Genomic DNA, 20,170 nt, shown 5'->3' on the forward strand with positions numbered 1-20,170 from the left:
CGTGCCTTTGCGGACGACATCGTCCGTTTGCACGAAGGTGCTACGTGTGGCGCGCAGCCGGCAGTCAGGTGAGGGTGCGGCGCATGACCAGCCGTGGCAGCTTGCTGGCGACCGCGTCGGTGGTCCCGACGACCGCGAACCTCGCCTTCTCGAACATGTGACGGGTCCCGACGAACGCCATCGTGAGGTCCATCCGCTGGTCGCCGGGATCGACCGGGTGGGCCTCGACGGCGGGCGCGCCGTTCGCCGCGGCATACTCCACGGCACCCTCGATGAGGTGCTCCGTCACGCCACGCCTGCGGAACCCCGAACGCACCACGACGCAGACGATGCTCCACACCGGCAGGTCGTCGACGGGACGCATGAGCGCCGACTTCGCCAGCCGGGTGATCTCCGAGCGCGGGCCGATGTTGCACCAACCGACGGGCTCGCCGTCGAGGTAGGTCACGACTCCCGGCGGGTGCTCGCGCTCGCACAGGCTGCGCATGGCGCTCTCGCGGGCGTCCGGCCCGGTGCCGCCGAGATGCTCGATCTCCTTGGCCTGGAGGCGGTGGGACAGGCACCAGCAGTGGTTGGCGCGCCGGTTCTTGTTGATGACGTCGGCGAAGTCCTCGAACCGGTCGGGCGTCACCGGGTGCGTCTCCCACGTCTCCGTTGCCGTCACGAGCCCAGCAAAGCACCAGGCACCGACGACCCGCGCGAGTCGAGAGGGTGGCACACCGCTCCCATCGCCGGAGGAGGGGTCGATCTGCCACCTCCTCGAGAGCTGGGCGCAGGTAGGGTCCGAGGGCCCGCTGCCGCATCGGCGCAGGTCAAGCGTGGTCGAGGACAGGAGACGCGGGTGTTCGAAGCAGCGTTCTGGGGATTCGTCGGCGGAGCGGCTCTGCTCATCGGGGCGGCGGCCGGCATCTGGCTGCCCGCCTCCAAGCGCGTCATCGGCTGGGTCATGGCGATCGGCTCGGGGGTGCTCGTCAGTGCGCTGACCTTCGAGCTCGCCGGTGAGGCCTACGACAAGGCCGGGGGAGTCTCGACTGTCCTGGGCCTGCTGGCCGGGTCGGTCGTGTTCTTCCTCGGCGACTGGTGGATCGACAGCCGCGGCGGGCACCGGCGCAAGAGCCCCAACGGCCCTCAAGCCGGCGCGGCTGGGACCGCACTGGCGCTCGGAGCCCTGCTCGACGGCATACCGGAGTCGGCAGCGATCGGCGTCAGCACGATCGGCGGGGGAGGCGTGGGCGTGGCGGTCGTCGCCGCGGTGTTCCTGTCCAACATCCCCGAGGGACTGTCGTCCTCAGCGGGGATGAAGTCGGCCGGGCACAGCGCGCGGTTCATCATGGGCATGTGGCTCGCGGTCGCCGCAGCCTCCACCGTCGCGGCGGCGCTCGGTCGCGTCCTGCTCGACGGGGCGGATCCGGCCGTGGTCGCGACCATCCAGGCGTTCGCCGCCGGGGCGATCCTCACGATGCTCGCGGACACGATGGTCCCCGAGGCGGTGGAGCACGCCGGACGCCTCGTCGGCCTGCTGACGGTGGTGGGGTTCAGCGCCGCGTTCCTGCTCTCGATGGCGTAACCGAGGTGGCGCGCGGCGCCGCCCCTCCTGTCAGGCCTCGAGGCGGGTGCCGGTGTATGTCCCGGTGCCGTCGGCGAGCGTGCTGTCGTCCGGCGCGAACACGGTGAAGCGGTAGGTCCCCGAGACGGTGTCGCCTTGGACCTTGCCTCGGATCTTCAGCCTCAAGGTGACGTCGGGATCACCGCCTGGCTGGCCCGGGATCGCCCCCCAGGCCGTGGCCTTGAAGCGGTTGTGGCCGGTCGATGCCCAGGCGCCGGTGGTGCCGGGGCCCGGCGGCTTGAGGTCGTTGCCGACGAAGACGCCCCCCAGCGCGAGGCTGACAACGGTCCGACCTGGGGCGGGCTCGGCGGGCGGGTCGTCGGTGTGGTCCACCACCCACGTGCCCACCGGCCCCCGGCCCGAATGGCCCTCGCCCGCCGAAGCGGACGCCACCCCCGTGCCTCCGATCAGCACCCCTCCGGCGGCCACCCCCGCTGCGGCCCGGACCAGCTGACGACGATTCATCTCTCCCTGGCTCATGAGAACCTCCTCCGATGGTTCCCTGCAACGGCCCCATGCTGCACCCGAGCGGCCGGGGAGGGGTCCCTCACTCTGCGTAGGCGCCAGTCGCCGAGGGGTGAGCCGGTTTACCGTGGGGTGCCTGGGGATGTGGCCAGTGAGCGCCCCACGAGCCCATCGCGAGCCGTCCAAGAGCCCTCCGCGAGCCGGAGCACCACATGTGGGGGAGTGGATTCAGGACAGACCCCACATCTGGGCGCCTCTGACGTCACATCAGTCACACCAGCACCAGTTTGGGCGTGTCGCGCCGCGCCGCCGCAAGCCTCTGACCTGCGGCGATGCACACTTCGCTACAAGTTTCGGGGAACGGCTTGCGTCGCACGTCACAGCGAGGCAGACTAGCCCTACATCTAGTGGTTACACCGCTGTAGTTCGTCCACATGTAGTGCACAGGCTAGGGCGGGTTGTCCACACGTTGTCCCCAGCAAGTCCCCAGTTCCGTCCACAGGACGGGGCCGGATCCGCACCAGCAGACCCCACCGGGAGGAGACCGACATGCACTGCCCGTTCTGCAGGCACACCGACTCCCGCGTGATGGACTCGCGCACGACCGACGACGGCAGCTCGATCCGCCGGCGTCGCCAGTGCCCCGAGTGCGGTCGTCGCTTCACCACCATCGAGACGGCGAGCCTGACGGTCACCAAGCGCTCCGGCGCCAACGAGCCGTTCAGCCGCAGCAAGGTCCTCGTCGGCGTCCGCAAGGCCTGTCAGGGCCGTCCGGTCACCGAGGACGACCTCGCGATCCTGGCCCAGCGGGTCGAGGAGTGCATCCGCCAGCAGGGGCAGGCCGAGGTCGAGGCCCACGAGGTGGGCCTGGCGATCCTCGGACCGTTGCGCGAGCTCGACGAGGTCGCCTACCTGCGGTTCGCCAGCGTCTACCAGGCCTTCGACAGCCTTGAAGACTTCGAGGGTGCGATCACCCTGCTGCGCGCCGAGCGCGACGCCACCGGCACCGAGCCGGAGCCGCGCTCGCGACCACAGACCCAGGCGGGTATGCCGCCGGGCTAGGCCCCGCGGCATACCCGCCGTCCCGCACGGCCACGCACGACGAGAGACCACACGAGAAGCACGGCCACAGGCGACGCACCACCAAGGGCAACGCACCACCAGAGCATCGCGGCACTGTCAGTGCCGCACGAGACAATCAACAGTAGAAACACCAGGGGCTAGGGAGGCCACCAGAAATGACTGAAACCGCAGGGGCACGTGCAGGTGCCCGGAAGACATCCGGCAAGGGTGTCAAGGTAGAGCGGATCTACACCACCCCTGGTGTGCACCCGTACGACGAGGTGACGTGGGAGAAGCGCGACGTCGTCCAGCAGAACTGGAAGACCGGCGAGACGATCTTCGAGCAGCGCGGGGTCGAGTTCCCCGACTTCTGGAGCGTCAACGCCTCCACGATCGTGACCACGAAGTACTTCCGCGGCGCGCTCGGCACCGACAAGCGTGAGACCGGGCTCAAGCAGCTCATCGACCGCGTCGTGCTGACCTACGTCAAGGCGGGCAAGGACCACGGCTACTTCTCCTCCGCGGAGGACGCCGAGATCTTCGAGCACGAGCTGACCTACGCCCTGCTGCACCAGGTGTTCAGCTTCAACTCGCCGGTCTGGTTCAACGTCGGCACGCACAGCCCCCAGCAGGTCTCCGCCTGCTTCATCCTCGCCGTTGACGACTCGATGGACTCGATCCTCAACTGGTACAAGGAAGAGGGCTTCATCTTCAAGGGCGGCTCCGGCGCCGGCCTCAACCTGTCGCGGATCCGCTCGTCCAAGGAGCTGCTGAGCTCCGGTGGCACGGCCTCGGGCCCGGTCTCCTTCATGCGTGGCGCCGACGCGTCCGCCGGGACGATCAAGTCCGGTGGCGCGACCCGTCGTGCGGCCAAGATGGTCGTGCTCGACGTCGACCACCCCGACATCATGGAGTTCGTCCAGACCAAGGCGCGCGAGGAGGACAAGATCCGAGCGCTGCGTGACGCCGGCTTCGACATGGACCTCGGCGGCAAGGACATCGTGAGTGTCCAGTACCAGAACGCCAACAACTCGGTCCGCGTCAGCGACGAGTTCATGAAGGCGGTCGAGGACGGCACCGAGTTCGGGCTGCGCGCCCGCAACACCGGTGAGGTCATCGAGACGATCGACGCCCGCGAGCTGTTCCGCAAGATGGCCGAGGCCGCGTGGGAGTGCGCCGACCCGGGCATCCAGTACGACGACGTCATCAACGACTGGCACACCAACCCCGAGACCGGCCGGATCACCGCGTCCAACCCCTGCTCGGAGTACATGTCGCTCGACAACTCCTCGTGCAACCTGGCCTCGCTCAACCTGCTCAAGTTCCTCAAGGACGACGACACGTTCGACGCCAAGAAGTTCCAGCAGGTGGCCGAGCTCGTCATCACGGCGATGGACATCTCGATCTGCTTCGCGGACTTCCCGACCGAGGCGATCGGCGACACCACGCGGGACTACCGCCAGCTGGGCATCGGTTACGCCAACCTCGGCGCGCTGCTCATGGCGACCGGTCACGGCTACGACTCCGAGGGTGGCCGCTCGCTCGCTGCCGCGATCACCTCGCTGCTCACCGGTGCCGCCTACAAGCGCTCCGCCGAGATCGCGGGCGTCGTCGGTCCGTATGCCGGGTACGCCCGGAACGCTGACGCCCACAAGCGCGTGATGCGCAAGCACCAGAGCGCCAACGACGCGATCCGTCCGCTCGACACGATGGACACCTCGATCCACCGCGCAGCCACCAAGGCGTGGGACGACGTGGTCAAGGTCGGCGAGAAGAACGGCTACCGCAACGCCCAGGCGTCGGTGCTCGCCCCGACCGGCACCATCGGCTTCATGATGGACTGCGACACGACCGGCATCGAGCCCGACTTCTCGCTGGTGAAGTTCAAGAAGCTCGTCGGTGGCGGGTCGATGCAGATCGTCAACCTGACCATCCCGCGTGCGCTCAAGAAGCTGGGCTACACAGGGGAGACCATCGAGGCGATCGTCGAGTACATCGCTGACAAGGGTCACGTCATCGACGCTCCCGGCCTCAAGACCGAGCACTACGAGATCTTCGACACCGCCATGGGTGCGCGCTCGATCGAGGCCATGGGCCACGTGCGGATGATGGCGGCCGTCCAGCCGTTCCTGTCCGGCGCGATCTCCAAGACGGTCAACCTGCCTGAGAACGCCACGGTCGAGGAGATCGAGGACGTCCACATGCAGGGCTGGAAGCTGGGCCTCAAGGCGATCGCGGTCTACCGCGACAACTGCAAGGTCGGTCAGCCGCTCTCCGATGGTGGGTCCACCGCCAAGGACGCTGCCGCTGACAAGGTCACGGCTGCGGCCGAGGCCAAGATCGAGCGGGTCGTCGAGTACCGCCCGGTGCGCAAGCGTCTGCCGAAGCGCCGGACCTCGCAGACCACGTCGTTCGCGGTCGGTGGCGCCGAGGGTTACCTCACGGCGGGCACCTACGAGTCGGGCGACCTGGGCGAGATCTTCCTCAAGTTCGGCAAGCAGGGCTCGACCCTGGCCGGCGTGATGGACGCGTTCTCGATCGCGGTGTCGATCGGCCTTCAGTACGGCGTGCCGCTGGAGACCTTCGTCGAGAAGTTCACCAACCTGCGCTTCGAGCCTGCCGGCCTCACGGACGACCCCGACGTGCGGATGGCGCAGTCGATCATGGACTACGTGTTCCGCCGCCTGGCGCTGGACCACATGGACTTCGACACGCGTTCGTTCATGGGCATCCACACCGCCGAGGAGCGCGCACGCCAGCTCGAGACCGGCTCCTACCAGGCCACCGAGGCTGACGAGTCGGACGAAGAGCTCGAGGACGAGCTGGAGAACTTCAGCCAGTCCGCCCCCGTCACCAAGCCGGCCGCTGCGACCTCGACCCCCACGGTCGAAGGCAAGGCACTCGACGCCGACTCAGTGAAGTCCGGCGCCGGTGCAGCCAGCGCCCGCGAGGTCTCGGTCGAGGTCCACTCGTCCGCCGAGCTCCTGGAGAAGTTCCAGGGCATCTCCGCCGACGCCCCGATGTGCCTCACCTGCGGCACCAAGATGCGCCCCGCCGGCTCCTGCTACGTCTGCGAAGGCTGCGGAAGCACCAGCGGCTGCAGCTGACCTAGCCAGTTAACGACGGTGGGCCCATGGATGAGCGGGACTATCCGCCGCCTAGTTCTGAGCGCCCCTCCCGATCCGTTTGTCGAAGAGTAAGCGCTTCCTCGCAACTTGTTCTGCGCAACACCAAGCAGATCGCCGCGGCGTTCGGTCCATTGGCGCCCATGCGTATGACGCCGCGAGGTGGAGATGGAGTGGAGGTGCGGTTCGTCTCGGCGGAGACGCCAGACGAGGCCGTCGACGCAGCAGACGAGCAGGCACTCATGCTGCTCGAGGACGGCTGGCTGCCACAGCACATTGCGGTCATCACGACGGGAAGCCGCCACCCGCAGCAGATCAGACTCGCCGGCGATACGGACCAACGCGACTACTGGCGCAGCTTCTGGGAGGACGACGACGTGTTCTATGGGCATGTGCTCGGGTGCAAGGGGCTCGAGAGACGAGCTGTCGTGCTTTGCGTCAACCAGGCCAAGGTTAGTGATCGATCGCGCGAACGGCTGTACGTCGGCATGTCGCGAGCCACAGACCTGCTCGTCGTGGTCGGCAACTCCGAAGTCATCCGCGAGATGGGCGGCGATGCGGTCGCCAAGCAGCTGGGCATCAACTCAGGAGGCAGCAGGTGACGTACGCGGAACGCTTCAGCACCGTGCCCCAGGACTGGGAACTGCTCACCGAGGAGGTCTACGCGCAGGCCCACGAAGCGACTTGGGTGGCGCTCGGACATGAGCTGGCAGTGGATCGGCTGGCCACCTACTACTCGCGCGAGGGCAACTTCGCAGGAGCAACCTTTCTGACGGTCGGACCCTGCGATCCCTACGGCTTCACATCGGGTGATCTGCTTGCTCTGACCCTGCTGCAGGTCTCAGTCTCGCCATCCGTGGTGCGCCGACTCACGGAGCCCTGTCGCACCCGCGGGCTTCTCACGCGGATGCTGGCGGAGGATCGCCTACCCTTGGACGCCGACCTCGCCTTGGCAGACGAGGCCACTCTTCTCGACATGGCGTCCTTCCACGGCGCGGTCAAGCAGGCGTTGTCCGCCGAGGAATCCTCCACTGCCAACGCGTGGGTCACGGCGTCAAAGCTGACGGCCCGCAAGAGGCCTGATCTCTTTCCGGTTCGGGACTCGGTTGTCTGCAAGCACTTGGGTCTGGACCAGGGTCGTCGACAGAACTATGAGGTCGACTGGCAGGTATTCCGACGTCTGCTGCAGGACCACGACATTCGCGCACGCATCAACAGATTGGTCGACGAAGCGGCCGTCCGACCCGGCGTTGATGTGGGTTCGCGGGCGACTAGGCTGCGGCATCTCGACGCCGTGGTGTGGATGCATGCTCGGCGTGGGGCAACGGCAGAGTGAGGAAAGGTGACTCTGGACGGGGCTGAACCCGATCAGGGCCCGTCGCTATGGCACCTGACCAGGAACAACTAACGTCGGCAATGCCAGCGGTGCTGAGTACGTCGAGCTCAGCCAGCCCCGCCGCATACCTCGGACTGTGTTGTTAGCGGACTCCGGTGATTCTTGTGGTGGCGCCCCAGGGAGCGGTGAAGCGCTTGGGTGCCGCGAAGGTGCCCCTGCCGGTCCCGGCATACACGTAGTCGATGTTGGCGGGCGTGCGGGCGATCAGGTCGGCCTTGCCGTCTCCGGTGAGGTCTCCGGTCGAGAGCACCGTGTTGTAGGCCTGCCAGCCGGACGAAACCGGGACGCCGGGCAGGTACCCGGTCGCCGTGGCGGTGGCGACGCCGGTGCCCTTGTATAGGTAGAGCTTGCCAGCGGGGGTACGGCCAAGCAGGTCGACGCGCCCGTCGCCGGTGACGTCGCCCGGGGTGATCATCTGGCTGAACATCTGCCAGCCGGTGCCGATCCGCCGCCACGTGCCGGGGAACCCGCCCTTGCCGTCGCCCGCGACCATCCAGAGCTCGCCATTCGCCTTGCGCGCCAACAGGTCGGGCTTGCCGTCGCCGGTCCAGTCGCCCGGCGTCAGGATGTCGGTGTAGGCCGACCATGAGCGCGAAAGCAGGGTGCTCCCAGGAAGCAGGCCGCCCTTGCCGTTGCCCTTGAACAGGTAGGCAGAGCCGGTGGGGGTGGTGGCGAGGACGTCGGCGAGCCGGTCGCCGTTGACGTCGCCGGGGGAGATGACCTGGCGGTAGGCGTTCCAGCCGCTGCCGATCCGTACCGGCGTCCCGATGCCGCCGACCTTGGCGCGGTAGAAGTACAGGTCGCCGGACGTGGTGCGGCCGATGACGTCGCCGCGTCCGTCGGCGTTGAAGCCCACGATCGCCTTCGCGGGCGCGGGGGTAGGTGGCGGTGGGGGAGCGCCGGTCTTGATGTAGCTGGTTCCCGACAGCGCCCGCCAGTCGTTGGCCGCGACCTTGCCAGTGACCGTGAGCAGAGCAGCCTGCTGGAAGCGCTGCACCGCACCAAGCGAGGAGGCCCCGAAGGCACCGTCTGCCGTGCCCGCGGCATACCCGCGCTTGTTGAGCTCGAGCTGGAGATCTCGGACCGCCCACCCGGTCGAGCCGGTGGCAAGGGTGAGCGTGCCGTAGGCCGCGAACAGGTTCGCCGTCGTGACCGGCGCCGGACCGGTGGTCGACGAGTACTTCGCGTAGAGGGCGGCCTTGCTGCGGATGGTCGCCATCATCGGGTACAGGTTCTTGCCGGGGCACGCGGTGTACGACGTGTTCTGGTGCGCGTTGATGGTCGAGAGGGTGGCCACGACGCCGGCGGCGAACTTGGTGCCCGTCCCGCCCGCCGAGGTCAGCTTCGTCGTGGCGGTCGGGTCGACGCCGTACTGCGACAGCTTCCAGCCAGCGACCTTCGCGATCGAGTCGACCATGACGGCGGGCGCAGCGGTGGTCTCGTAGTTGCCGAGGGCGGCGACGCCCATCGTGTTGGTGTTGAAGCCCATCGCGTGGGCCCCGCGCACTGCCTGGGTGATGGACCCGGCGCGGCCCTCGTAGACCCGGCCGAACTTGTCAACGAGGAAGTTGTAGGCGATGTCCGACCAGCCGAGGCCCTTGGTGTCGTAGGCGTAGATGCCACGGATCTGGGCGGCGGCGGTGGCTTCGGTGTAGTCGTTGGAGCTGGCCGTGTGGTGGATCGTGATCGCCTTGACGGTGGTGTTGTAGGTCGTCGACCCGCGCAGCGACTCGTCGGCGCCCCACTGTTTGCGAGTGATGATCGTCGGCATGGTGGCCGCGGCGGAGGCTGAGGCGGCGGGTGTGTGGGCGACGAGGTCGTCATCCGCGGAAGACACCCCGGGGTTGATGGTGGTGACCCTGACATCGGGCAGCGGCTGCCCGTTCGTCGTGTCCACCCGCACCTGGATCGCGGTCGCGCCGTCCGTGACGAGCGGGTTGGTGCCGAGGCGGGCCATGCTCGACTCGGTGGTCCCGCCCTGCGGACCCTCGTCGGTCACCCCGGGCGTCTCCCAGTCGCTCCAGCCTGAGTCCTCTCGCACGCGCACCTGCACGATCACGTCGTCTCCGCTAAGTCCGGTGGTGCGCGCCCACGACACTCCCGCGACAGTGAACCGGGACCGGTCCTGCACCGGCGTGAGGGTGCTGACGGCGTGGCCGGCACGAAGTACGCGGCGGTTCTGCAGCTGGCTCTTGACCGCCGCGTCGACACCGCGGACCGCGGTGGTTTGCACACGAGGGGCAACGGGGCGAGGCGTGTCCGTGGAGGCGAAGGACACCGTGGGGAGGGCCACGAAGACGGGGGTGATGGCCAGGACAGCGAGGGAGGCAGGCAGAAGGCGCACGTTGGAGTCCGGGGGGATCGTGGGGGACAGGAGGCTGGTGTGACGACAGTGAAGAGTGGCACCTGGGCCCTCCTCGTGTCGCATTCCTCCCGGAAAGATGTCCGTTAGGACGATCCGCCACCGGCGTGTCGCCGCGACGCGCCGAGAACTTGCGACAACTCGTCCGAACGGACGGACTTCCTCACGATGCCTGGGCAGGGATCGAGGCCTGCGAAAGCATGTGCGGGACTTCAGGGAGGGATGACTTGGGATTCGAGGGGGGAAGCGCGGATCGCCGCGCTCGCGAGCTGGCGGCACAGGGTGACGATTCCGCAAGGGCCTGGGCGGCTGGTGCTGAGGGCGAGCGACGCGTTGCCGAGGCTCTGGCTGGCCTTGGTGGGGGCTGGACCGTCCTGCATGATCGGCTGCTTCGTCCGGGGTTGTCCGAGGCGAACCTCGACCACCTCGTGGCTGGCCCTGCAGGCGTGCTACTGATCGACGCGAAGAACTGGTCCGGACACGTCACCCAGTGGGAGGGCGGCCTCTACCGTCACACGTTTGGTGCTGATGGCACGAGGCAGCACCAGTCCATGCTCGGGCAGCTGGCGAAGGTGCACGGCATGGGAGCCCGCATGGCCGAGATTCTCGGGGCACCGGTCACTCCCGTTATCTGTCTGGCAGGCGCCGAAGCACAACGCTTCGGCGAGCCACAGCAGGTTCGCGGTGTGTGGGTGGTTCCTATCGGACAACTTGCGGGCTGGCTGACATCGCGGACCGCTCGCATGGATGCGGAGACGGTCTCGAAGCTCTCCACGCGACTCATGACGGAGTTTCCGTCGACCACCACCGATCCCGAGCTCCTTGCGGCGATCGGGCGCGCCACGCTAGCCACGAGCAAGGAAGGGCGAGGTGCAATGCGCACGCGAAGGCTGCGAAATGGGGCTGGGGCTCAGGGTGTCCCACGGATCAGCGGGGGCTCCGGGCCGAGGCAATCCTCGGGCAGACGTGTCGTCTCCGTGTTGGGTCGCATTGTCGTCACCGGCCTCATGGTGGGCACCTTCCTGATCCTCCTGAAGGTCTTACCCTCGCTGCTCACGTCCGGCGTCGAACGCATGGCCGAGCCGCAGGCTGGCAGCACGCCTTCGGCGACTGCGACTCGATCGGGCGCGCCGACTGCGATGTCGAAACCATCAGCCGGCTCGAAGAAGCAGCCGAGCCCAACACCCGCGAAGACGGTGCCCAAGGCCGTCGCGAAACCGGTGGGTCCGCCAGACTGCGCTGATGCCACGGGGGCGGAGATCGCCAGGATCATTGGGAGATCCGTCAAGCCGGTCGTCGTGTCGACTGGATGCGCCTGGGGGACCAGGCTTGACGATGCCTCAACGGTTTTGGTGACCATCAGGATGAGCGACGGACACGCGCCCTACGACACTCAGCTGGACACGTCAGTCAAGCAGCGACGTGCCGTGTATGGCACGGCCTATGACGCCAGCTATGACATGGCGACCGCAGTGTGGATCGCGGCGGGGCAGCCCATCAGGACGGGCGCGCACGCAGTCAAGGCCCGCGCCGACACCTACGTGTCGGTTGCCAGGACTGACCTGGGCGTGAGCGACGATCGCGGACGGGCTATGGCCCTGGCGATCGCTCGTGCCGCCAACACTCCCGGCTAGGGAACCAAAACACGGCCCGGTGGTCGCGCTGCACTGACGTCCTGCTCTTGCTCGACTACCGTTCGCAGCATGCGCGATTTGTCCGACAAGTCGGCCCTCCTTGACCGCCGCTTCCGACTGGTGCCCACCCTTGCGGTGATCACGTCAGTCGTCGGGGCGGTCGTCATCGTGGCGTTGGTCGCCGCTGCGGTGGGCCTGCTCGCCGGTTGGCGGCCCTCGCTCAACCCGTTCGGCGACAAGACGACCGACCGCAGTGGCTCGCCGGTGCTCAGGTCACTCACCGACATCAGCGAGTACCACGCGGTGACAGGGCACTACGAGACCGTCGTCGACCTCGACAAGGACACCAACCACTTGCCCGCCTGGGTCAGCGGCGAGCGGGTGCTCTACGTCGGCAAGGGCGACGTGGATGCGGTCGTGGACTTCGGCGAGCTCGACAAGAGCCGGGTCGTCGTTTCCGAGGACGCCAAGTCGGTGACGATCAAGCTGCCTGCCCCCACCGCCGGCAAGCCCGTTCTCGACCTGCAGTCGAGCTATGTGGTCAGCCACGAGAAGGGGCTCATCAACCGGTTCCAGGGGTCGGACCTCGAGCGGCAGGCCCAGCTCAAGGCGATCAGCCAGATGACCGCCGCCGCGACCGGCGAGGACCTGCTGACCAACCAGGCAAAGGAGAACACGAGCAAGATGCTTCGCGGCCTGCTCGGCTCGCTCGGCTACACCAGCGTCACGATCGCCTACGACGAGGACCCGCGCTGACGCGCGTTGGCCAGCGCTGACCCACGGACCGACCCACGGACCGCCCCGCGTCCGCAACGTCAGGTGACCGACGGCGGCGGGAGGGTCACACCGAACCCCGCAACCGCCAACCGCAACAACACCTGACCCGGCGCCAGCAAATCGGCGATGCGCGCGGCGCTCAGCACTTCGAGCTCTGCCAGCCGCGCGGCATACACGTCGTCTCCCAAAACACGCGCGTGCTGGAGCTCGACGGTGTTGTGCCAGACCTTCTGTCGCGCCTCGCGCAGGAATCGCTTGGAGCTCAAGCGGTTCAGCGGTTGCAGCACCCGGCCGACGAGAGTCCGCGTCGACACCACTCCCAGCTCGTCGTCCTCGGCGGCGACGCGGCCGGACAGCACGCCGTCGATCCGCTCGTGGTCACGCGCCCGCCGCGCGACAACCCGCGGATCACTGAACTCCGCGTCGCTGATCACGGCCAGCAACGCCTGCGGCAGGTCGTAGTTGATGTGCGCGTTGATGCCGAGCAACACGTGCCGCAACGCAGGCAGCGACTCAGGCGCCGAGAAGGCCAAGCGCCACGGCCGCGGCACCGAAGGACTCCCCGCGAGGTCGAGGTCGAGCGCGTCCAGGTAGAGGTCGGCGAACACCACGTCCCACCGCTCGACCCACTCCGGATCCTCGAACTGCGCGTCCGCGATCGCCTTGCCCACGGCCAGTGTGGTCCGGCGGTAGGTCTCGAGGAAAAGTCGCTGCGCGGTCCTTTCGGGAGGCATCCGGACGAGCCGGGCATCCATGGCGGCAACGACAGTTTCGATGTCGCGTTCGGGCATCTGAACCCCCTGACCAGACGGGCCTGCGCGACTAGTATCGAGCCGTGGGGCCGGCGGTCGCCAGCGCTCGTGTTGGTGGTTGGTCAGCGGCTCGCGCGGGGGGACGTCAGCGGCTGGGGACGGACGCCTCCCGCCGGGAAGCAGGTGCGGCGTGGCAAGTCGACACAGTCTCAGTCGCCACAGTCCTCGTGACTTCGACCCCGTCGCCCTCGGGCGCCTGGAGACCCAGGCGTGGGCGAGCTACTACCGACGCGAGTGGGGCCCGGCGCTGCGCGCGTTCGTCGGCATGGTCGACCAGGGATTCGGCCTGGGACCGCGGCTGACCTTCGTCGCGGCGTGGCACGTCCTGCGCGCCAACAAGGCGTGGGCACCGGTGCCCCACAACGATCCTGACGCCGCGCGGGCGTCGATGCGGCGGTTCTATGAGCTCGTCCTCGCCCACTCGGACCTGACCTTCGACCCCCAGCGGGCATCGGAGCTGGAGGTCGAGTGGTGGCGGATCCACCGGGCCCACCAGCGTGCGGACTCCGCGACCCGGGGCGAGCTCGAACATGCCCTGGTCGAGCTCTACGCTCACGTCTACTCGGCGCCGCGATCGACGATGCGCGAAGCCGCTCGATGGCGGGCCGAGGCGATGGACCTGTCGGACGCGTGGGTGGCCGGAGGGTGCGACCTCGCCGACCCGCGACTGGCCGCCGAACGGCGCGCCCTGGTGGCTTCCTACGCAGCCCTGCTCGACTCGGTCTCGCGGGTGCCGGCATGACCCGCGACGACCGGGTGCTCACCACCACCCGCGGCCTGGCGGCCTTCATCGCGCCGTTCCTGCTCGTGGCTTTCATCCTGCTCTACGGCTTCCCTGGCGACACCGCCCGCCTCTGGTCGTGGACCATCCAGGCGCACATGACCTCGATGCTGCTGGCATCGGCCTACCTCGGCGGCTGCTACTTCTTCCTCCGCGTGGTCCTCCTCGAGGCCCACTGGGCGGCGGTGCGCGCGGGCTTCGTCTCGGTTGCCCTGTTCGCAACGCTGCTCGGCGTCGCCACGATCATGCACTGGGACAAGTTCTCCCACGACACGGTCGCCTTCTGGCTGTGGGCGGGGCTCTACTTCACCGCTCCCTTCCTGGTCGCGGCGGCCTGGCTCACCAACCAGAGGTATGCCGCGGAGCCAGCTCCCGACGCACCTCGCCTCGGGCGCGTGGCACGACGGTTCGTGGCCGACATGGGAGGTCTCGCGGTCGTCACCGGTCTCGTGCTCTTTGTGGCGCCGGCGTGGGCGATCACCGTCTGGCCGTGGCCGCTCACCCCGCTGACGAGTCGGGTGGTGGGCGCGACGTTCTGCCTCGGTGCTGCGGGGCTGGGGGTGCTGGTCGACGACCGCTGGGAGTCGGTGCGGCTGATGCGAAGGGTGCAGCTCGTGATGTTCGCGCTGATCCTGGTGGCCGCCGTGCGGGCGAGGGACGAGTTCTTCACCGACCGTCCGCTGACCTGGGTGATGGCAGTGGGCTTCGTCGGGCTGTTCGCGGCCTCGCTCGTGTCAGCAGTGCGGGACCCGGGTCGTCAGGGGAGCCGGGGTCGACACGAACGCTCTCGCGCGCGGTCGGCCAGGTCCTTGGCGGACGAGTAGGGGGCGCCCAGCCCCGTCAGGCGAAGTCGACCAGGTCCATCCCCAACTGCGAGAAGCTGTAGGCGGCGATCGCGAAGTAGAACGTCCGGGCCGCGAAGGTCCCCACTGGCGAGGACGCGATCGGCCGGTGGAACAGTCGGCGCGCGACGAGCAGGACGGCGATGATCGCCGCGACGATCGGAACGACCCCCGCGAGGGGGTTGGCCGCGATCAGCACCAGGAGCACCAGCGGCAGGACCCACGCCGTCCTGCCTCGACGCGTCCACGAGCCACGCTCCGCGACCTTGTCGACCAGCAGCGCGACGCCGTAGCCGAAGAAGAACGGCAGGGCGATGAATAGCGCGAGGGCGAAGGCCTGCGGCTTGAGCGCATGGAAGTCGATGCCGTCGTAGTGGATGGTCCCCGAGCCGCCGATCGCAGCGCTGGTGAGGGCGACCGTGAACCGGCGAAACCCCGGCGAACCGATCAGCCACGGCGCCACCGCGATGTAGGCGGCCGCCCCGATCACCCCGAAGGCGGCCCCGAGGACGGCCAGGTTGTAGGTGCCCGACAACGTGAACCGCCCGATGATGAAGCCGTCGTCGCTCAGCACGCCCCGCACGTAGTCGGGGGAGGTGAGGCGCAGCAGGAACATCGCGAGCCGCCCGCCCAGCCCCAGGCACACCAATCCCCACCCGATGCCCACGACCCCGACAACCCGCAGGATCTCGAGCAGCTCGTGGAGGTAGGTCGGTGGGTGCTGGTCGTCCCACCGCCCGTCGACGGCGAGGGTGCTGGCCATGGTGTCCCCTCTCCGTGACGCTGCTTCCTCCACCGTAGGTGCAGCAGGCCCACGCCCGGGTCGGCCATTGGTCGTAGCCGCGCGGCATACGACCCGAAATGCCCGAAAGCGTCTCAGGGTCAGCCCTGACCGTTCCCTGAGACCAACCTCACTGCGCGTGAAAGCCGTTGTACGACACCACGAACGCGGCTTACGGTGGAGCGAAACTGCGCCGAGCTGGGAGGTGCGACACCGGGTAGGGGAGAGGCGACAGCAATGGCACAGACACGGATCGGGGACGTCGGGCGGTTGGCGTGGTTCCCGTCATCGAAGGTGACCAAGTGGTTCGTCCTCGTCTTCTGGCTGGCGGTGCTGGCCGCGGCGTTCGGACCCGCGGGCAAGCTGCAGGGCGCCCTCAACAACGAGGCGGTCGCGTGGCTGCCGGCCGACGCGCAGTCGACCCAGGTGGTCAAGCAGATCGAGGCGTTCCAGAGCAAGAACGAGTTCCCTGCCGTCATCGTCTACGAGCGGCCTGGCGGGCTGACGCCGGCGGACACCCAGTCGGTCACCGCCCAGGTCGCGAAGTTCAACGCCCTCGAGCCGGTCCGCAACGACTCCCTGGGCCCGATCCCCTCGCAGGACGGCAAGGCGCTGCAGGTGATCGTGCCGATCGACGCCGGCGATGCCGGGTGGGACTCGCTGGGCGCGACCGTGAAGGACCTGCGCGCCATCGCCCAGGACCGTCCCGACGGGCTGTCGATGCTGGTCACCGGCCCGGTCGGCTTCTCGGCGGACTCGTCGGAGGCGTTCTCCGGCATCGACGGCAAGCTGCTCTACTCCGCGATGACCGTCGTCATCATCATCCTGCTGCTGACCTACCGCAGTCCGGTCCTGTGGCTCATCCCCGTGATCTCGGCGGGCACCGCGCTCTTCGTCGCCCAGGCCGTCATCTACTTCCTCGCCAAGGACGACACCCTCACGGTCAACGCGCAGAGCTCGGGCATCCTTACGGTCATCGTGTTCGGGGCGGGGACCGACTACGCCCTGCTGCTCGTCGCCCGCTATCGCGAGGAGCTGCGTCGTCACGAGGACCGGCACGAGGCGATGGCCTTTGCGCTGCACCGCGCCGGGCCGGCCATCTTCGCCTCCGGCGCCACCGTCATCGCCGGCATGCTGTGCCTGCTGTTCGCGACGATGAACTCCACGAAGGGCCTGGGGCCGGTCGCGGCCATCGGCGTCGCGGTCGGGCTGCTGGTCATGCTGACGCTGCTGCCGGCGCTGCTCGTGGTCTGCGGGCGCTGGATCTTCTGGCCGGTGCGTCCGTCCTACGGCTCCGTCGACCACACCCGTGACGGCTTCTGGGCGCGCATCGGCGCCCGGATCGCCCGCGCCCCGCGGCGCACCTGGGTCGTCACCTCCCTGCTGCTGGCCATCGCCTCGCTCGGCATCCTCCAGCTCAACGCGGTCGGGTTGCAGAACAAGGACGCCTTCTACGGCACACCGGAATCCGTGGTGGGAGAACAGGTTCTGGCCCGGCACTTCCCCGCCGGTGCAGGGTCGCCCGTCATGGTGCTGTCCAACGCCGACCAGGCCGCGGCCGTCGTGACCACCCTCAAGTCGGTCAAGGGCGTCGCCACGGTCGGTGACCCGGTGACCAAGGGCAACCTCTCGCTGATCCAGGCCACCCTTACCGACGCCCCGGACTCCGACGCGGCCACCCAGAGCGTCGACCGGATCCGCACCGCCATCGCCGAAGTCCCTGGGGCCAAGGCGATCGCGGGTGGTGACACCGCCACCCGAGCCGACACCCTGCGCGCGTCGGCCGACGACAACGTGCGGATCATCCCGCTCATCCTGGGCGTCGTGCTGCTGATCCTGATCCTGCTGCTGCGCGCCATCACCGCACCGCTCATCCTCATCGGCACCGTGGTCCTGTCCTACGGCGCGGCAATGGGCTTGTCGGCGTTGATCTTCCGACACGTGCTGGGCTTCGCCGGGGCGGACTCGTCGTTGCCGCTGTTCGTCTTCGTCTTCCTCGTCGCGCTGGGGATCGACTACAACATCTTCCTCATGACCCGCGTCCACGAGGAGGCCAAGGAGATCGGCACTCGACGTGGCGCTCTCGTCGGGCTCGCCGCGACCGGTGGCGTCATCACCTCCGCCGGTCTCGTCCTCGCGGGGACGTTCGCGGTGCTCGCCACCCTGCCGGTGGTCACCTTCGCGGAGATCGGGTTCGCCGTAGCGCTCGGCGTCCTGCTCGACACGCTCGTGGTCCGCTCCGTCCTCGTGACGGCGCTCAACCTCGACGTGCGCGGGCGGATGTGGTGGCCGAGCAGCCTCTCCTCGCGTGACGCCTCGCTCGACGCGACGACCCCGACGGCCCCGGAGGAGACCGAGGCCACGCTCCAGCCCACCCACTGAGCAAGGGGAGGTATGCCGCGGGGCCGGGCCCCGCGGCATACCCCTGCCTTGGCTTGGGTGTCGAGGTCAGGAACCCGCGACCGGGACTCGCGTAACCCCGCGCCTCCGCGTCGCGTTAACGGTGCACCTACTGCTCCGTGGAGGAACCATGCTTCGCACGTCCCACCGCGCCACCAAGGCCGCGCTCACCGGCGCGACCGCCCTCGTCCTGATCGTGACTGGCGGGTATGCCGCGGGGGCGGCTTCCGCGACAACCGTCGCCCTCCCTGCTGCGGTCGTTGGGGGAGACACCCCCGGCTTGGCCCGGCTGCTCGAGAACGGCACACCGAGCGGACGCGCGATCGCGACGTTCGACGGCATACCCACGGGCACCCAGGTGACCGCTCTCAAGGCCCTCGGCCTCACCGTGCAGCCCATGAAGCGGCTGCCTCTCGCGCTGGTGAGTGGCACGGTGGCGCAGTTCCGGTCGGCGGTGACCACGGGGGTGGCGAACGACGTCTATCCCGACGAGAACATCCAGCTGCTCGACACCACGTCGTCTGATGCGATGGGCGGCGCCGCACTGCGGGCCAAGGGACTCACGGGCAAGGGTGTCACGGTCGGGGTGGTCGACTCGGGTTGCGACGCAACGCATCCCGACCTCGCGCACCGCGTGAAGCACAACGTCTCGCTCGTCAGTGGCGAGTACGCGAACCTCCCCGCAGACTCGTCGACCACGCTCGTCGTGCCGGCTGACCAGGGGCCGTACTCCAACACGGATCTCGGGTCGGGGCACGGCACCCACGTGGCCGGGATCATCGCGGCCGATTCGAGCTCGGTGACGGACGGTTCACGCTACGGCGTGGCCCCGGACGCCGAGCTCGACTGTTTCGCGATCGGCGCGGTCCTGTTCACCACGGCCGTCGTGACCGCCTATGACTACATGCTCGACCAGCCCGACCTGCTCGGCATCGACGTCGTCAACAACAGCTGGGGCAACTCCTACCGCCAGTTCGACCCGCGCGACCCGGTGGCCGTCGCGACGAAAGCCGTGGTGGACCAAGGCGTCACGGTCGTCTTCGCGGCCGGGAACTCGGGCTCCGAGAACGCCGAGCTGAGCCTCAACCCGTTCAGCCAGTCGCCCTGGGTGATCTCGGTGGCGGCCGGCTCGGTGGACCGCCACCGCGGCGACTTCTCGTCGAACGGCCTCACGCACGACAACTCGCAGCCGACCGGGATCACGGCCGGTGGCCACACCACGTACACCGGCGACCGCATCGGCCTCGTGCACCCGGACGTGACGGCGCCTGGCGTCGACATCTCGTCGACGTGCGACACGACCGGCACCGTCGTCGGCCCGTGCGCGCCGGGGGAGAACACCAGTGCCTCGGGCACGTCCATGGCCTCGCCGCACATCGCGGGCGCGGCGGCGGTGCTCAAGCAGGCGAACCCGGCTCTCACGCCTGACCAGGTGCGGCTCGCGCTGCAGGCCACGGCCAGCCCGGTCACGAACGACGACAACACCGGCACGCTGCCGTTCTGGCAGATCGGCTACGGCTACGCGAACCTCGACAAGGCCGTCGCCCTGGTGAGTGGTCGTAGCTGGGCCAAGGACCTCGCCCGGGCCAGCGCCCAGGCCGATGCCCGCGTCCTGGCCGAGGACGGCTGGCAGGTCGCGCGCGGTGACTTCTGGACCTACGACAGCCCGCGCGCCACGGTGGGCGGCACCGACAGCCACACCTACACGGTGCCGGTCGGCTCTGGCGTGAGTTCGCTCAAGGTGTCGCTGTCGCACCCATCGCTCGCAGCGGTGGGGATCAACGGCACGAGCTACACGGTCACGGTGAAGGACCCGTCCGGGGCTGTCATCGGCACGTCGACCGAGTCCTTCACCGAAGGGGCTGGGACGGCGACCGTCCAGGTGCCTGTCACCTCGGCGGGGACGTACACGTTCGACGTCGTCGGCAACTACGCCGTCTCCGACCCCGACACCCTCGACTCCGACAGCGTCGGTGGACGGATGGTGACCCTGCACGTGGCCCAGCTCCAGAAGGGCTGAGCCGGCTGGTTCCGATACGGCGCCGTTGTCCCGTATGGCGCCGTTGTCCGGTACCGCTGAAGGTTCGCTCTGAGCGGAAGGTTGTCCACAGATCGCTGGGTTGGCTC

The 20,170-nt window shown here is 68.5% G+C and carries 16 protein-coding genes; 11 read left to right on the forward strand and 5 right to left on the reverse strand.

Annotated elements, in window-relative coordinates; all coding sequences use genetic code 11:
- Positions 1 to 64 precede the first annotated feature (64 nt).
- Positions 65 to 664: an N-acetyltransferase family protein gene (locus AC1DS4_RS17990; RefSeq protein ID WP_477633306.1), complete on the reverse strand. Its 600-nt coding sequence runs from the start codon at positions 662 to 664 to the stop codon at positions 65 to 67.
- Positions 665 to 841: 177 nt separating this feature from the next.
- On the opposite strand from AC1DS4_RS17990, the gene AC1DS4_RS17995 reads away from it, so the two are divergent.
- Complete coding sequence (locus AC1DS4_RS17995; RefSeq protein WP_477615320.1) at positions 842 to 1,567, forward strand: ZIP family metal transporter; 726 nt, start codon at positions 842 to 844, stop codon at positions 1,565 to 1,567.
- A 30-nt stretch (positions 1,568 to 1,597) separates the two neighbouring features.
- Here AC1DS4_RS17995 and AC1DS4_RS18000 read toward each other — a convergent pair whose 3' ends face one another.
- Positions 1,598 to 2,086, reverse strand: coding sequence for a hypothetical protein (locus tag AC1DS4_RS18000; protein WP_477633307.1), 489 nt, complete (start codon positions 2,084 to 2,086; stop codon positions 1,598 to 1,600).
- Between the two features lie 534 nt (positions 2,087 to 2,620).
- Here AC1DS4_RS18000 and nrdR point away from each other — a divergent pair.
- The 4 genes from nrdR to AC1DS4_RS18020 all read left to right on the forward strand — a co-directional run bounded on the left by nrdR (position 2,621) and on the right by AC1DS4_RS18020 (position 7,594).
- Positions 2,621 to 3,133, forward strand: a complete 513-nt coding sequence (gene nrdR / locus AC1DS4_RS18005) for a transcriptional regulator NrdR (RefSeq protein ID WP_477615318.1) — start codon at positions 2,621 to 2,623, stop codon at positions 3,131 to 3,133.
- Positions 3,134 to 3,309: 176 nt separating this feature from the next.
- Positions 3,310 to 6,240 carry a vitamin B12-dependent ribonucleotide reductase gene (locus AC1DS4_RS18010; protein ID WP_477615317.1) on the forward strand — a complete coding sequence of 977 codons (2,931 nt, stop codon included), beginning with the start codon at positions 3,310 to 3,312 and terminating at the stop codon, positions 6,238 to 6,240.
- 191 nt (positions 6,241 to 6,431) lie between these two features.
- On the forward strand, positions 6,432 to 6,860 hold the full coding sequence (locus tag AC1DS4_RS18015) for an ATP-binding domain-containing protein (RefSeq protein WP_477633308.1): 429 nt from the start codon (positions 6,432 to 6,434) through the stop codon (positions 6,858 to 6,860).
- Positions 6,857 to 7,594, forward strand: coding sequence for a DUF6308 family protein (locus tag AC1DS4_RS18020; protein WP_477633309.1), 738 nt, complete (start codon positions 6,857 to 6,859; stop codon positions 7,592 to 7,594). The genes AC1DS4_RS18015 and AC1DS4_RS18020 overlap by 4 nt, the downstream gene beginning before the upstream one ends.
- 142 nt (positions 7,595 to 7,736) lie before the next feature.
- On the opposite strand, the gene AC1DS4_RS18025 is transcribed toward AC1DS4_RS18020, so the two are convergent.
- Positions 7,737 to 9,998, reverse strand: a complete 2,262-nt coding sequence (locus AC1DS4_RS18025; protein ID WP_477633310.1) for an FG-GAP-like repeat-containing protein — start codon at positions 9,996 to 9,998, stop codon at positions 7,737 to 7,739.
- 218 nt (positions 9,999 to 10,216) lie between these two features.
- Here AC1DS4_RS18025 and AC1DS4_RS18030 point away from each other — a divergent pair, with 218 nt between their 5' ends.
- Entirely contained in the window at positions 10,217 to 11,650 is a 1,434-nt protein-coding gene (locus AC1DS4_RS18030) for a nuclease-related domain-containing protein (protein WP_477633377.1), read from the forward strand.
- A 69-nt stretch (positions 11,651 to 11,719) separates the two neighbouring features.
- Positions 11,720 to 12,406 (forward strand): DUF4230 domain-containing protein, encoded by a 687-nt coding sequence (locus AC1DS4_RS18035; RefSeq protein ID WP_477633311.1) that lies wholly within the window; start codon positions 11,720 to 11,722, stop codon positions 12,404 to 12,406.
- 59 nt (positions 12,407 to 12,465) lie between these two features.
- Here the strand turns inward: AC1DS4_RS18035 and AC1DS4_RS18040 are convergent, their stop codons facing one another.
- Entirely contained in the window at positions 12,466 to 13,218 is a 753-nt protein-coding gene (locus AC1DS4_RS18040) for a DUF5995 family protein (RefSeq protein ID WP_477633312.1), read from the reverse strand.
- Positions 13,219 to 13,369: 151 nt separating this feature from the next.
- On the opposite strand from AC1DS4_RS18040, the gene AC1DS4_RS18045 reads away from it, so the two are divergent.
- Together AC1DS4_RS18045 and AC1DS4_RS18050 are read left to right on the forward strand one after the other, a co-directional pair.
- On the forward strand, positions 13,370 to 13,981 hold the full coding sequence (locus tag AC1DS4_RS18045; RefSeq protein ID WP_477633313.1) for a hypothetical protein: 612 nt from the start codon (positions 13,370 to 13,372) through the stop codon (positions 13,979 to 13,981).
- Positions 13,978 to 14,844, forward strand: a complete 867-nt coding sequence (locus AC1DS4_RS18050) for a hypothetical protein (protein WP_477633314.1) — start codon at positions 13,978 to 13,980, stop codon at positions 14,842 to 14,844. Before AC1DS4_RS18045 ends, AC1DS4_RS18050 begins: the two co-directional genes overlap by 4 nt.
- A gap of 16 nt (positions 14,845 to 14,860) precedes the next feature.
- Here the strand turns inward: AC1DS4_RS18050 and AC1DS4_RS18055 are convergent, their stop codons facing one another.
- Entirely contained in the window at positions 14,861 to 15,625 is a 765-nt protein-coding gene (locus tag AC1DS4_RS18055; protein WP_477633315.1) for a hypothetical protein, read from the reverse strand.
- A gap of 255 nt (positions 15,626 to 15,880) precedes the next feature.
- On the opposite strand from AC1DS4_RS18055, the gene AC1DS4_RS18060 reads away from it, so the two are divergent.
- Both AC1DS4_RS18060 and AC1DS4_RS18065 read left to right on the forward strand, forming a co-directional pair.
- On the forward strand, positions 15,881 to 18,025 hold the full coding sequence (locus AC1DS4_RS18060) for an MMPL family transporter (RefSeq protein ID WP_477633316.1): 2,145 nt from the start codon (positions 15,881 to 15,883) through the stop codon (positions 18,023 to 18,025).
- A 148-nt stretch (positions 18,026 to 18,173) separates the two neighbouring features.
- Positions 18,174 to 20,063, forward strand: a complete 1,890-nt coding sequence (locus AC1DS4_RS18065) for a S8 family peptidase (RefSeq protein ID WP_477633317.1) — start codon at positions 18,174 to 18,176, stop codon at positions 20,061 to 20,063.
- Positions 20,064 to 20,170: the final 107 nt, after the last annotated feature.

The organism is Pedococcus sp. P3_C7, from assembly GCF_056402615.1.

Bases quoted from the DNA above. Each gene is read 5' to 3' on its own strand.
- AC1DS4_RS18000 (WP_477633307.1), bottom strand. From the start codon at position 2,086: ATGAGCCAGGGAGAGATGAATCGTCGTCAGCTGGTCCGGGCCGCAGCG.
- nrdR (WP_477615318.1), top strand. From the start codon at position 2,621: ATGCACTGCCCGTTCTGCAGGCACACCGACTCCCGCGTGATGGACTCG.
- AC1DS4_RS18010 (WP_477615317.1), top strand. From the start codon at position 3,310: ATGACTGAAACCGCAGGGGCACGTGCAGGTGCCCGGAAGACATCCGGC.
- AC1DS4_RS18030 (WP_477633377.1), top strand. From the start codon at position 10,217: ATGTGCGGGACTTCAGGGAGGGATGACTTGGGATTCGAGGGGGGAAGC.
- AC1DS4_RS18035 (WP_477633311.1), top strand. From the start codon at position 11,720: ATGCGCGATTTGTCCGACAAGTCGGCCCTCCTTGACCGCCGCTTCCGA.
- AC1DS4_RS18040 (WP_477633312.1), bottom strand. From the start codon at position 13,218: ATGCCCGAACGCGACATCGAAACTGTCGTTGCCGCCATGGATGCCCGG.
- AC1DS4_RS18050 (WP_477633314.1), top strand. From the start codon at position 13,978: ATGACCCGCGACGACCGGGTGCTCACCACCACCCGCGGCCTGGCGGCC.
- AC1DS4_RS18055 (WP_477633315.1), bottom strand. From the start codon at position 15,625: ATGGCCAGCACCCTCGCCGTCGACGGGCGGTGGGACGACCAGCACCCA.
- AC1DS4_RS18060 (WP_477633316.1), top strand. From the start codon at position 15,881: ATGGCACAGACACGGATCGGGGACGTCGGGCGGTTGGCGTGGTTCCCG.
- AC1DS4_RS18065 (WP_477633317.1), top strand. From the start codon at position 18,174: ATGCTTCGCACGTCCCACCGCGCCACCAAGGCCGCGCTCACCGGCGCG.